Genomic DNA, 13,216 nt, shown 5'->3' on the forward strand with positions numbered 1-13,216 from the left:
TTGAACATGGCAAAAGTTTTACGAAGCGGCAAATCCGGGTTAAAGTTTTCCGTTTCACCGCTTTTCAACCCCTGATACAATAGAGAGATAGCCTGCTTAACGAACGGAGGTTGACCATGGCCAAGGAAAGCTTTGACAAGGAGATCCAGTTTCTGCGCATGCTTGCACTGACGAGCGGCGCCTACAGCCGGCAGCAGTTCGCCGACCGGCTCGGCATTTCCGTACATACCTTTGATAAAACCATCCGGAAGCTGAAGGACATCGTCAGCACCGTGCACCAGCAGCTGCCCATGGAGCAGGGCGCCGAGCTGGCTGATGCCCTCCGGTTCAGCTACTATGAGTCGGCCGATCCGGTACTGCTGTTCCTGTTCCGCGCCAAGTCGGTCAAGGAATCCGAGGGACTCCGGATTTCTTTGCTCCTCAGCGCCATGCGTGATGAGACCTTAACGGTCTCGGAGCTGCTGGACGCCTGCTGCGGCGGAACCCCGGACGGCGTTCCCTACCCGGATGAAAAAACCGTCCGCTCCGATCTGAAATATCTCGAGGAGGTCGGCGTCATTTGCAGGGAGCCCGGTCCCCGGCCTTACCGGTACCGGATCCGCGGCGAGCTGGTCCATGAGCTGTCCGAAGAGGAGCTCCTGGACCTCTATGACTTCGTTGATATCATGGCAAATACGCAGGTGCCATCCGTGCCGGGATACCTGCTCCGCGACGGGCTTAAAAAGCAGCTTCAGCGAAGCGAAGCCATGCCGTTTACCGAAACCTTTTTATACAAGTATCACTATCATTCCCGCATCTTAGACGAAGCGCATCTGTTCACCCTCCTTAAGGCCATCCGTAATCGGCACAAGGTACGCTTTCTGTACTTTTCGCCGAAAACGGAGCTCAGCTATGCGTCTAAAAATACAAACCCGCTGTTCGAGCGGGAATCCAAGGGCAGATGGGAAAAGGTGCTTCCGTTGAAGGTCGTCTACGACCACCAGTACGGCAGATGGTATCTGCTCGCTAATGGCCGGGAAGGCATTCGCAAATATCGAATGGAGGGCATGACTCAAATTGAGGAAGACGCGGCGGTTGACGAGGCATGGTTCGAGGCGAAAATGCAGGAGCTGGAGGAGCGTATCCGGCACAGCTGGCTGATCGATACCGGCCGTCCGGTGACGGTTCGGGCCCGATTTTTCCACCCCGGGGTCTCCGGGCCGAGCTTCGTGAAGGAACGCGTACTGCTGCAAGGACAATGGGGAGAGATCATCGAAGAAGACGAGGTCTCCTTCATATACGAAATTACCGTGAACGGCACAACCGAGATCAAGCCTTGGCTGCGGAGCTTCGGCTCTGCCTGCGAAATTCTGGAGCCGCTGACGCTCCGCCAGGAAATGATCGACGAATGGAAGGAGATCCAGGCTGCCTATGAATCCGTTTGAAAAAATTTTTAACTACCAGATCCTATCCCGTCTCGAGGACTCGGGCACGTTCATGGTGACCTCGCAGGAGCGCAGCTGGCTGAAAACGATGCTGGACCATCCGGCTGCAGCGGATGCCTTCTCCCCTGCCACGCTGGAGAAGCTGCGGGCGATCCTGGAACCCGATGCGGGAATGGAAACCCCGGAGCATCTGCTGGAAAAAGCGAAGGCCGCTGGCAAACCGGTCGTCCACCCGCTGCTGCGGCCATTGCGCCGAGCGATCATGCGCAAGCGCGCGATCAACATCTCCTACGCGATCAAGGGCGGGCGTACCCATAAGGACCAGCCTGGGCTGCCTTATAAGCTGGAGTTCTCCATGGTCAAGCAGGAGTGGTACCTGCTCTGGTATCACCGGAAGAACCGCTCACTGCTCCGCACCCGGCTGTACAGCATCCTGTCGGTGTCCGAGGAACCGATCGCCGAATCCGATGCGGACCGCATCCTGGAGAGGATTCCGCAACTGCTCGATGCAAGGCGGACGGAAGCCGTCATTGACGTCGTCCCCCGGTATAACGGGGAGCTGTCCCGAATTCTGTACGCTCTCTCCTGCTTCGATAAGGAAGTAACGTATGACGAAGGGCAGGATACCTACAGCGTCCGGCTCTTGGTGCCCGGTGACGAGCAGGAGTATCTGCTATCCAAGCTTCGCTTTCTCGGCCGGCGGGTGCGCATCCGGGAGGGTGCCTATTTACGGCGGCGGATGCTGGAGTCATCCACGAAGGCGCTGGAACGGTACGGCATCGTCTCGGCCTGTAAGGAAGAAGTGCCAAAGGGATAGGAAATTATGTTAGTGAGGTGAATACATGAGGAGCAAACGGTATTTCGTTAATGTATTTGGTAAGATTTTCGCGATGCTGTTGTTGGTTATGGCCCTTGGCTGCTCGGGAACCAGCAAGCAGGATGTGCTAGATTTTCTATCATCCGATTCGAAAGATCAATATAAAATCCATTTATTCTATGAAACTTACTCGGGTCTCGACATGCAGCTTCTTGAATTCATGAACTCCAGCGATGTTCTCTTGAAAGTGATTCAAGGCATTCAGGTATATGATCTCGAGACCCCGACAAACCGAGACATCGCCGACAAAATCGGCCTCAACCGATTTCCTGCGATCATGGTAACGAACGATAAGGAAGTGGTGCTGAAAACTCAGGAGCTGGAGGACATACGAAGCTTTTTCAATGATATTGTTCAGTAACACCAATCCATTGCTCCTATTTAAAGCTTGGATCTTCTTTTCCTAAACAGCATGACTGCGGCTCCGATGATGGCGAATCCGGCAAAAATAACAGCTCCCACAGTATAATATTTCCCATGCGCATTCGTAGAATCAGATGGAAACAGTCTTCCCCCCGCTGAACCAGGAGGGAGCTTCCGACTTTCTTGATATTGCCGAATCAGTTGATTCCCAAGCGATTGGATGTCGATTTCCTGTGTATTGCTCAGCTGATGTTCACCTGCTGTTTGTATATATTTCTCATTTTGACTCATCCCCAACAGACCAAAGGCTTGATCGTAGATCAGCTTGGTATCCGGTACGGCTGCTAATTGTTGACGGGTATCGACAATTGCCTGAACCGGGCTGATTCCACTCGAGAGCTTGAAGATGCTCCAAGTCCCATTTTCTTTGATGACGTCTACGTTCCCTACCGGTTTGCCGTTCTCCTCCATAACAAATAAAAACCCGCCGTGTTCAAAAATATCATCGCTTGTGTGCTCCCCGTCTGCACTCGAAGACTTCAGAAATTCGGATGAGACGATGTAGTAAGGCTGCCCTTCACCAAGCTGTACATCCTCCGTGTCGGTGATCCCATAATCATCCTTAACCGGACGTAAAGAGCCTGATGTGTAAGTCATAAACTCAGGGTTTACCAGTTCCCTAATTTCCTCAACGGGATCTACGGATGCCTCAGCCGGATGGATCATAAACAGCGAAAAGATCATCAATAGGACGAAACCAAGCTTCTTTTTCACAGGCAACATCATCCCTCCCCACTTATTCACCGAGAAGCGTCAACATAGAGGCAAATCTGATCAAATCTGATCGGCTGCTGATTCTATATTAGTACCTCAAGTATATAAAAAGAAACGATATCGCCAATAATATCGCTTCTTTATTTCATCCAGGAGATCCGTCGAAAGCGAAATGTTCCTTATACAATGCTAGGCAGCGACATCTTTTTAAATGTGAATTTCTTTAATCACCTTCGCAGGATTGCCGCCGACAATCATGTTGTCCGGAACATCTTTGGTCACCACGGCTCCTGAGGCGATAACCACATTATTGCCAATCGTAACACCCGGATTAATGACGGCGCGTCCGCCAACCCATACATTGTTGCCGATCATAACCGGCTTCCCGTATTCCGGTCCCTTGATCCGTTCATACGGATCCACCGGATGCGTAGCCGTGTAGATGTGAACGCCAGGTCCGAACATACAGTTATCGCCAATCCGTACCTCGCATACATCCAGAATAGTGCAGTCAAAGTTGGCGAAGAAATTTTCACCGACATGAATGTTGTAGCCATAATCGAATCGGATGTTCGGCTCCATCTTCAGGTTATTCCCGGTCGATCCCAGCAGCTCTTTAAGAATCCGCACCCGCAGTTCCTCGTCGGCTTCGGTGGTTTGGTTATACATGCGCGTCATCCGTCTGGCATAGGCCTGCTCACGCACCAATTCAGGGTCCCAAGCCTTGTATAGCTCTCCATCGAGCATTTTTTGCTTTTCTGTTTTCATGTGGTACTCCCAATCCTCTCTCATATCATGTATTTGTTCCGAAATGGTTAGCGTCCGGCGAATATGGCCGAAGAACCCGGGATATCAGCGGTTAATTGCCTACAATCGTTTCTCCACCAGCTGAAGCGAATAGGCCAGGCTTTCGAGGGTCATTGTGATCAGCCCGTACATATAATCCTCCTCCGGATGCTCGAGCAGGGTCAGCTGCGGCATATGCATCTCCGGAATCGATTTCAGGCATTCCTGACGAATAAGCTCCACATCGGCGTGTCCGACCAAGCTCCCCGTAAGAGCGATCGTCTCCGGATTCATAACCGCAATCAAGCTAGATACCATACGGCCAGCCAGTGCATGAAACGTCGACCGGTCATGCAGCTGCCGAAACTGCTCTTCTTGGGACATGCCCAGCGGCAAAAAGGCAATTTCTCCCGCAAACCGAGTGCTCCCTCTGTGGATATGTCCATTCACCATCAGACCTGCCCCTGGAAGGCTGCCTTCGATAAAGGTCGCAACCGCAACCGATGTTTCTTCCTCATATCCCTGCTTCCGGTAGAAGCCGTACACGGTGAGATTCATGTCGTTCTCGATAATGACTTCCACCCCATGCTTTTCACGAATGGAAGCCTCCAGCGGAACGTTAACCAGCTCCCGGATATCGCTAGTATTCATGACTCCCTGATGAACAGCTCCCGGTACGCCAAGGCCAACCGCACGGATTTGCGGGAATTGACCGATGATCTGGTCAACCAGCCTATGAACCGCAGCAAGGTCAACCCGAGCATGCTCCTGGTATCCTTCCTCGATGGTCTCTCCCGCGAGGTTAGCTACCTTATAGGTTAACGAATGGGTCTTTACTCCAGCTTTGATCAGAATGCAGGCAACATAAGAAAAATGCTCATTATACTTGTACAATCTGGCCGGGCGGCCGCCGCTTGGCTCCTCCATCCCCAGCTCCAACAGCTCGCCGTTGCCGAGCAGCTCATTTAAAATGCTGCCGCAAGTGGCAACGCTCAGACCTGTTGCTTGTGCCACCATGGACTTGGTCCCCTGCCTCATGGCTCGGAGAGCCTGCCGGACTAACTCTTGATTCATTTTCTTGATCTGCGTCGTATTATTGCTGATTGGACTCATGAATGGTGCGCCGACTCCCTTGCCTATTATTAAAATACTTTTAATAAGTAATAAAATATATGATTTCGCTCTTGCTGTCTACCCTTGTATCATTTGAATTAGGGATGGACGAAAGCTTTAGCCCTTAGCATTAGAAAAAAATTATTCGCGAAAAACAAAAGTCGCCTCATCACGGCGACTTTCTTATGTATTACGGTTGTACGGCAGATCTCCAAGGACTTTCCTGCGGAACAGCTAGGAGATGACAAAATAGCATTTTCTATAGTCTATCCGTCTTTTTTACATTCATCGTTTTCATTCATACAAACGGTACATAGACAGCTCGCTGCTCATAGGTACGGTCATCGCGAATGCTTCCTTCACATCACGGCCCTGCTGAATGATCTCATAGAACAGCCGCAGCACGAACATTAGCGCATCGTTACCGTCCGGATAGTCATCCGGCCCGATGAACATGTTACAGCCCCGGGCAAGGAACGCTTCGGCCAGCGCCGGATCTCCCAGCGTGCAGCCATTCGCGATCACCGTCTTTCCGTCCAGCCTTGCAAATCGCCGGATCTCGTCCGGCCCGAAATCGCCTTTCGGTTCGTTTGGCTCATATACGTCATCACCGAGCTCCGGCATGATTAGACGGCCTTCATCCCCGTGAAAACTCAGCAGAATCATATCGGTGCCTTCATATAAATCATCGCCGGACAAGACGTCGATCAGATCATTCGGCCTGCCGATCCAGTAGGTAAAGACGCGTACCCCGAAACACTCCAATGCCGCTCGCACGGCCTGGGCCTCCATATCACTATCCGGTCCGCATACCAGCGCGACCTGCATCACAGGCTTACTCATTTTCTCCATTCCTCCTGTTAACCTAACGATATTTTTGAGCGCAGAGCCCGTTATATATTGGGAATCTGCCAATCGATCTCCGGCAGACCCGCCTCACTTAAGAAGCGGTTCGCCCGGGAGAACGGCCGGCTTCCGAAAAAACCGCGCATTGCCGAATACGGACTCGGATGTGGTGACCGGATCAGATGATGTTTCGGGTTCGAAATCAGTTCCGCCTTCCGCTGGGCATGGCTCCCCCAGAGGAGGAAGACGACCGGCTCCTCCTTCCGATTCAGCGTCTGGATCACCTGATCCGTGAAGGTTTCCCATCCCATCTCCTTGTGCGAATTGGGCGTGCGCGCTCGAACCGTCAGCACCGTGTTCAGCAGCAGTACTCCCTGCTTGGCCCAAGGAACAAGATAACCGTTGTTCGGAATCTCGCAGTTCAGATCATCGTGCAGCTCCTGAAAAATGTTCTGCAGGGACGGCGGCGGCGTCACGCCCGGTTTGACCGAGAAGCTCAGCCCATGGGCCTGCCCCGGCCCGTGATAAGGGTCCTGCCCCAGAATGACCACCTTCGTATCGGCAAACGACGTATAATGCAATGCGTTAAAAATATCGTACATATCCGGATAAATCCGTCTCGTCTTATACTCTTCCGCAAGAAATTTGCGCAGTTTTAAATAGTAAGGCTTCTCAAACTCCGGCGCCAAATAGTCGGCCCAATCATTTTTCAATATCGCCACTGTGTATCACCTCGGTTAAAACAATGGATGTTGGGTAAGGGACTTGTCCAACCTATCTATTTTTACGAGTATGTCGTTTGCCTTTCAGAACAGTTAAGGGTGCATGCTCCCATTCCTTGCTGAATGCCCTGCCAAAATTCCTTACGGATTCTTCATGGACGAACAGCGTAAAGTCCTGATCCGATCCATAAAATCTTAACTTGTAGCAACCTTCTGGTCCTGTCTCCTCCCAGTCCAGCTGATATAGATGTTTTTCGAACGACATGAACAATCCTTTCAAAGGCATGCTGTGCAGGGGTTCAACGGGAAAGCGTGAAGTGACCTTGATATAATTTCTGATCGTTATATTGGTCCAGCCAAACTCAAGGTCATATATAAGCTGCCCCGCCTTGCAAAACTTGAACTGAAGCCGACATCCCTCATCCTCACCAGGTATCCGGGATATGAACCTAAATTCAACCCATGTCCCCGGCTCACGCATATCCTGAAGCACCGCCAAAGGATGACCTCCTTTTGCTAGGCATACTCTATCATTCGTTAACGAACCTATCACGATGAGCAGCTGTTCTCCTTCATCAACGCTGCTCTCCTAATGCTCTCTTTCGTCCAAGGCGGCGCCTGCGGGTGATTCATAATAGCCTCGTAATCCAGCCAGTGTACCGCTTCGACCTCGTCCGGACTTTTGCAATAGGCTGTTCCCTGGTCGTGTTCACACAAAAAAACTACGTTGATGACATGAATTCCATCGTCGGTTACAAAGGAAGAACTGTATACGAATGCAGCCTCATCTTTAACCTTGATTCCGACCTCTTCGTACAGTTCGCGCCTTGCCGTTCGCTCGAGAATCTCCTGCGAATGCCCTTCTTCATCGACTTTGCCTCCTACAAGCGATAGAGTCCCCCCGGCATGCTCCTCCTTCATGCTGCGAGTAATCAGGAGCCATTGCCCGTCCCTGTATACAGCGCCTTCCACGTTGACGATGAACATCGAATCCCCCTCCTCCCGGTCAAGGACCTTATGTAAGTTCGTCAGCTAATCAAAAGATTACTAATCTTTCATAAAAGAAATACATTGTATCAACTTTCCAGTCCAGAGAATCTACTATAATAAGTCCGGAATTGGATTTCTACTTATTCCAAATATAACAAATCGGAGCAGAAGGGATGAAATATAACTTATGACAATGAAGCCAATACATTTGTAGCGGGTACTACGAATTGGATTGTAGAAGGTGGGAGACTACAAGAAATTGTTCGATAATGATATCCCAAACACGATCCCGATCGAAATGCCAGTTATAAAATTATCCATAATCCAACCCAAGATGACGCCTATGAAAAGCCCATAGCCTAATCCCCAGTACGACCGTTTGTCCTTGCTCATTGCCGCCTCCAACTCCTCCGGAATCATTTCCTAGTATATACGCTGGAATATTGCTATTGTTCCGAAATTGTTAGATGCATCATCGTTAGTCTCCCATTCAAACGAAACTAAATAACCAGTCACCGGTTAATTTACGGCGACTGGCTGCTTAAACTTGCAAGGTGTTTTGATCCCTGTCTCACAAACGGGGGGCATTCTCAACAAAGTGAGACAGGGTGCTTTCTATTAGGGGGATTGTCAGAAATGCCGGGAATGCCCGTATACATCGTGCGCACGATGCGTGGTTTGGAGTATGCCCGGATGGCTGTCGCCTATGAAATCATCCCCCATACGTTATTTCTGCTTACGAGGATCTGCCCGTCTTGCTTCCCTTTTTGAACCCATCGGACTTGCGCTTACGGGCTTGGCCATCCTTAGGGTTCAGAGCAGCTTCCGACTTCAGCTTACGTGCCATCTCTAAATACGGATTATTAACGGCCTCCGCTTTCGGCTTACGTGGCGAATTCGTGCTCGAATCGCGAGCCGCGTCTGATTTCGGTTTACGAGCCTTGTCGGTCTTTGGCTTGCGAGTGGTATCGGCTTTCGGTTTAGCAGGTCTGACTGCTGCCGACTTGGCTTGGCCGGGCTTGGCCGAGCCCGATTTCGGGGATTGGTCTACCTTGGCGGCTCTTAATGAGCCGGACATCGGATAGGCATGATCCTTCACTTCCGGAATGGACTTTCCGATTAACTTCTCTATATCCCGGAGCAAAGGCACCTCGTCCACTTCACAGAACGAAATTGCCGTTCCACTCAGCCCCGCGCGCCCTGTTCGGCCAATCCGGTGAACATACGTTTCGGGGATATTCGGGAGATTGAAGTTAATGACATGTGACAGCTCGTCGATATCAATGCCTCGCGCGGCGATATCCGTTGCCACCAATACCCGCGTCTCGCCGCTTTTGAAATTATTAAGTGCGTTCTGACGGCTGGTTTGCGATTTGTCGCCGTGAATGGCCTGAGCCGTAATATTCACCTTGTTCAGACCGCGCGCAACCCGGTCAGCTCCGCGCTTCGTACGGGTAAAGACCAATGCGGATGCAATCGATGGATCCTTCAGCAGCTCGTTCAATTGCTTCTGCTTACTCCCCGTTTCCAGCAGGTACACGGATTGCACGATACGCTCGGCCGTAGAGGAAACCGGGGTAATCTCTACTTTCACGGGATTATGCAGTAGTGTTTTGACCAGCTGGGTGATTTCTGAAGGCATCGTTGCCGAGAAGAAGAGCGTTTGTTTTTTGCTCGGCATTTTGGCGATGATCCGCTTCACGTCATGAATAAAGCCCATATCCAGCATACGGTCAGCTTCATCCAGCACCAAAATCTCCACATGCTGCAGATCGACGTGCTTCTGATTTATGAGATCGATAAGTCTGCCCGGGGTGGCGATGAGAATGTCAGCTCCTTGCTGAAGGGCCCGCTCCTGCGTTTTTTGCGAAACGCCGCCAACAATTGCGGTCGAACGCAGCTTCGTAAACTGGCTATAAGCTTTGACGTTATCCGAAATTTGCAGGGCAAGCTCGCGAGTCGGCGACAACACCAGCGCGCGAATGCGGCGTCCCATACCTGGTTTAGGAGGCTGTTCGTTTAACAGCTGGATCATCGGTACCGAAAAAGCAGCGGTCTTCCCTGTCCCGGTTTGGGCACAGCCCAGCAAATCTCTGCCGGCTAACACAGCCGGGATGGCCTGAGCCTGAATAGGCGTCGGCGTCTTGTAATTTTCCTTGGCCAGCGCCTTGAGAATGATCGGGGATATATTTAAATCTTGAAATGTCATGGGGTCTCCTTTATGGTGAATACCTGAAATTTAAGTCTAACACATAACGATACCACAGATCGGCATAAAAAAAGAAGCGGAATTTTATTTCCGCCTCTTGAAGTCCGGCTACGCTGTTGGCGATTCCCCGAATTGTTGATATAGCTTTTACCTAACCTTAATGATCCTCCAGCATTGCTTTTACATGGTCAAGCGAAATCTTGATACTCTCATAGCCATCGATCTTGAGGCGGTCCTGCTCAACAACGACCCACTTGTAACCCAAGGACTTGGCCTTTCCGATAATGCCTTTCAGATCAAGGATGCCTTTGAATACCGGCAGCAAGGGGGCTGAAGGGGCTGATTAGGTCAAGTGGGAACTTATAACCTGGTTCAGGATTACAATATGCTGATGCCTTGAGCCCGCAGTTCCGATCAATGGCTTTTATATGCAGTCAGATTACGCACCAAATCTCTGCCGATACCCGCATTTTCGGCATAGCTCCTCGACGGCTTCCCGGCGCGAAAATCCATCCACGAGGTTGTTGGCCCGCTCCCCGTCAACGATATCCGAGAACGACGTTCGGTGGATATTACCCAAATTAATGACGCCTTCCCCGTCCAGACAGCACGGCACGACCGTCCCGTCCACGAGAATGGCCGCCTGGGTGCGAAGCGCATGGCAGAAGCCTTTGCCGTCATCCTCAGGTGCCGACAGGCTAGGCCATTGGAATTCGTAGTCCTGGTTCAGGTAGACGTTCTCGGCCACCTTCACGCCACCGCCGGGCTCCACCTTTTCCTCGATGCGGTAGTCGAGATTAAATTCCTTCTCCAGAATTTCAAGCGTCTGGCGGTTTCGCTGCTTCTCCAGGTTCGTTTGGTTGTCCTGCGTCAAATTCCACAAGCGGAAGGAGAAGATCACATTATGCTCCTTGGCATCCCGTACGAAAGAGAGAATGTCCCGCAAATATCCCTCACGGTCCGTGGAGCCGATATGGCCGTCAAAGCTGTGGAGCGAGAAGTTCATCTGCCTTAAGGCCGGCTTTCCCAGCAGCTTATGCCGGTTCTTCGCGATCAGCGTGCCGTTGGTCGTGATGTTGACCTTGAACCCTTTTTCATGGCTAACATCCAGCAGCTGATCGATCTTCGGATGAAGCAGGGGCTCCCCCTTCACATGCAGATAAATGTAACTCGTATGCGGCTTGATCTCGTCCAATCTTCTCGCGAAGTCCTCCACCTTAATAAAGTTGGCCTTACGCTCCGTAGGCGGGCAGAACGTGCAGGCCAGATTGCAAATACTTGTAATTTCTATGTAAACCTTCTTAAATTTCTTCAAGATTTTATCCCCTATCCAGATGTCTATGATCGCATGATGATCTGCTAGTTTGCTAGCTATCAATCATCCACATCGTACCATAGGCTGGCATTTACAGCTACAACTACAGCTACAGCTGTAAATATTAATCTGATGCCATTCTGTATAAAGTGAGAGAAGAGGGAGCCCCCTCTTCTCTCACTTGCTCGAATTAACGTTCACCGTATATGTTGGAATGCGCCACTTATCAGTATCAAACATACTCAGCAAGCTCTTCAAGTGTCATGAATCTTAGCGTGACGGAATTTCCCGTGGGGCCTCGTTTGGCTGCAGCTTATAACCCTCCTTGGCAGGTCGAGCTTCTGTTGAAGGAGCAACAACTTGGTTCCCTTCACTTACGACCGCCTCCGAAGGAGCTGCTACTTTGGGCTGGATTACAATCTGGCTTCCTTCATTCTGAACGCCGGCTTCCGCCGGGGCAGCTTCTGTTGGATAGGTTACAACCTGGTTCCCTGTTTTCTCAACGACAGCTCCCCTAGGAGCAGCTTCTATTGGAGCAGCTACAACATCGCTTCCTCTATTTTCGACAATGACCGCCATAGGGGCAGCTTCTTTGGGCAGACTTACAACATGATTTCCTTCATTCTCAACGACGACTTCTCTAGGGGCAGGGGCAGCTTCTTTGGGATAAGTTACAACTTGGTTCCCTTCATTGCCAGCTACGGCTTCGGAAGGCGCTGCTTTAGGGGCCGCTTCTCTTGGTTTAGCTTCCGGCCGGCTTTCCTCATTGCCAACGACTTTGGGCGAATTGCCAGACGCCCATGCCGCTGCGGATGTGCTAATTGCACCCACTAAAAACAACGCTGTTATGGTGAGGTACACTGTTTTCTTTTTAGGCTTCTTTACATTAAGCATCATCATCAATCTCCTTTTCAATTGTTTGCCGTCACCGGATAAGGAGGCACAAAATTGCACGGGCAAATTCCTTGATCCTGCCATGACGCTTAAGATCGTCTCCCCATAGCGTTTTCGCTGGGCATGAGACATCTCTTTTACGACTTCTTCATCACAGGACAGCTCGCTCCAAAGATGAATATCCTTGCGAAGGATGTGCACCAAGGGATTAAACCAGTGTAAGGCGCTTGCTCCGAGCGTGAACGCTTTGATCCATAGATCCTTCCGTTTCAGATGGACCAACTCATGACGAATCACCATGTCCAGGTTAACGGTATTCTCTATAGGGAGATAAATGGTTGGTCTCCATAGGCCGACGAGAACGGGACTCCGAACGATGGGGCTGTAGGCAAGCCTGACGCTGCTTTTCACGCCAAGGGCTTCCCTGACGAAAGCGAGCTGTTTGGCTGCTTCGCTGCTTTCCGGAGCGATCGTACGGGTTGGTTCTAGTTTCATTAAAAATCTGCGATAACAATACATCTGCCATGCAGCAAAAGCTATAGCGCCGAATGCCCATAAGACAATAAGTACAACGGCCGCGGTTGCTGACAGGGTCAGTTCCGGGACAAGCAGCTTCGGATGAACTGCCGAATATGGACCAGTCAGCGCATGCTGCACAGTTGAAGACAGCTCGTTCGCGGTGGGAGCGGTTGCTGTTGCATTGAATGTAAACAACGGCGAGATCCACTGAATGCCAAGGGCTACGGGTACAAGATAAAAGCCTACCGCCATTTTGCTCATTCCATAGCGCCACTTTGCAGGAAAGGCATTAGCGGATACGGTCCGCAGCAATAGTATGCAGGCTACGACGGCACTTCCAGCAACGGTAAGGGTAAACAGCATTTGGAGAATCGTATTCATCAT

Annotated in this window: 13 protein-coding genes; 3 read left to right on the forward strand and 10 right to left on the reverse strand. The window is 50.9% G+C overall.

Annotated elements, in window-relative coordinates; genetic code table 11:
- Positions 1-116: 116 nt before the first annotated feature.
- Genes NSQ46_RS24835 through NSQ46_RS24845 form a run of 3 tightly spaced genes read left to right on the forward strand, consistent with a single transcriptional unit; the run spans position 117 to position 2,662 of the window.
- Positions 117-1,424 carry a WYL domain-containing protein gene (locus NSQ46_RS24835; protein WP_007131192.1) on the forward strand — a complete coding sequence of 436 codons (1,308 nt, stop codon included), beginning with the start codon at positions 117-119 and terminating at the stop codon, positions 1,422-1,424.
- A complete protein-coding gene (locus tag NSQ46_RS24840; RefSeq protein WP_007131191.1) occupies positions 1,411-2,241 on the forward strand; it encodes a WYL domain-containing protein in 831 nt (276 codons plus the stop codon). Before NSQ46_RS24835 ends, NSQ46_RS24840 begins: the two co-directional genes overlap by 14 nt.
- A gap of 25 nt (positions 2,242-2,266) precedes the next feature.
- Positions 2,267-2,662 (forward strand): hypothetical protein, encoded by a 396-nt coding sequence (locus tag NSQ46_RS24845; protein ID WP_340901482.1) that lies wholly within the window; start codon positions 2,267-2,269, stop codon positions 2,660-2,662.
- A gap of 20 nt (positions 2,663-2,682) precedes the next feature.
- On the opposite strand, the gene NSQ46_RS24850 is transcribed toward NSQ46_RS24845, so the two are convergent.
- The 10 genes from NSQ46_RS24850 to NSQ46_RS24895 form a co-directional block, all read right to left on the reverse strand.
- Positions 2,683-3,438 carry a hypothetical protein gene (locus tag NSQ46_RS24850; protein ID WP_342575110.1) on the reverse strand — a complete coding sequence of 252 codons (756 nt, stop codon included), beginning with the start codon at positions 3,436-3,438 and terminating at the stop codon, positions 2,683-2,685.
- A gap of 207 nt (positions 3,439-3,645) precedes the next feature.
- Positions 3,646-4,206: a sugar O-acetyltransferase gene (locus NSQ46_RS24855; RefSeq protein WP_028406399.1), complete on the reverse strand. Its 561-nt coding sequence runs from the start codon at positions 4,204-4,206 to the stop codon at positions 3,646-3,648.
- 99 nt (positions 4,207-4,305) lie between these two features.
- Positions 4,306-5,337: an ROK family protein gene (locus tag NSQ46_RS24860; protein ID WP_342575113.1), complete on the reverse strand. Its 1,032-nt coding sequence runs from the start codon at positions 5,335-5,337 to the stop codon at positions 4,306-4,308.
- 294 nt (positions 5,338-5,631) lie between these two features.
- Positions 5,632-6,180: a delta-aminolevulinic acid dehydratase gene (locus NSQ46_RS24865; RefSeq protein WP_340901485.1), complete on the reverse strand. Its 549-nt coding sequence runs from the start codon at positions 6,178-6,180 to the stop codon at positions 5,632-5,634.
- A gap of 50 nt (positions 6,181-6,230) precedes the next feature.
- Positions 6,231-6,905: a uracil-DNA glycosylase gene (locus NSQ46_RS24870; protein ID WP_028406402.1), complete on the reverse strand. Its 675-nt coding sequence runs from the start codon at positions 6,903-6,905 to the stop codon at positions 6,231-6,233.
- A 52-nt stretch (positions 6,906-6,957) separates the two neighbouring features.
- The gene (locus tag NSQ46_RS24875) at positions 6,958-7,398 is read right to left on the reverse strand and encodes a hypothetical protein (RefSeq protein ID WP_342577015.1); all 441 of its coding nucleotides are present in this window, start codon (positions 7,396-7,398) and stop codon (positions 6,958-6,960) included.
- 56 nt (positions 7,399-7,454) lie between these two features.
- Positions 7,455-7,892, reverse strand: coding sequence for an NUDIX domain-containing protein (locus NSQ46_RS24880; protein WP_342575114.1), 438 nt, complete (start codon positions 7,890-7,892; stop codon positions 7,455-7,457).
- A gap of 739 nt (positions 7,893-8,631) precedes the next feature.
- A complete protein-coding gene (locus tag NSQ46_RS24885; protein WP_007131180.1) occupies positions 8,632-10,104 on the reverse strand; it encodes a DEAD/DEAH box helicase in 1,473 nt (490 codons plus the stop codon).
- Positions 10,105-10,543: 439 nt separating this feature from the next.
- Positions 10,544-11,419, reverse strand: a complete 876-nt coding sequence (locus NSQ46_RS24890; protein ID WP_007131177.1) for a radical SAM/SPASM domain-containing protein — start codon at positions 11,417-11,419, stop codon at positions 10,544-10,546.
- A gap of 270 nt (positions 11,420-11,689) precedes the next feature.
- Positions 11,690-13,216 (reverse strand): M56 family metallopeptidase, encoded by a 1,527-nt coding sequence (locus NSQ46_RS24895; RefSeq protein WP_342575117.1) that lies wholly within the window; start codon positions 13,214-13,216, stop codon positions 11,690-11,692.

This window comes from Paenibacillus sp. FSL M8-0142, from assembly GCF_038597315.1.
Lineage (GTDB): Bacteria > Bacillota > Bacilli > Paenibacillales > Paenibacillaceae > Paenibacillus_AQ > Paenibacillus_AQ lactis.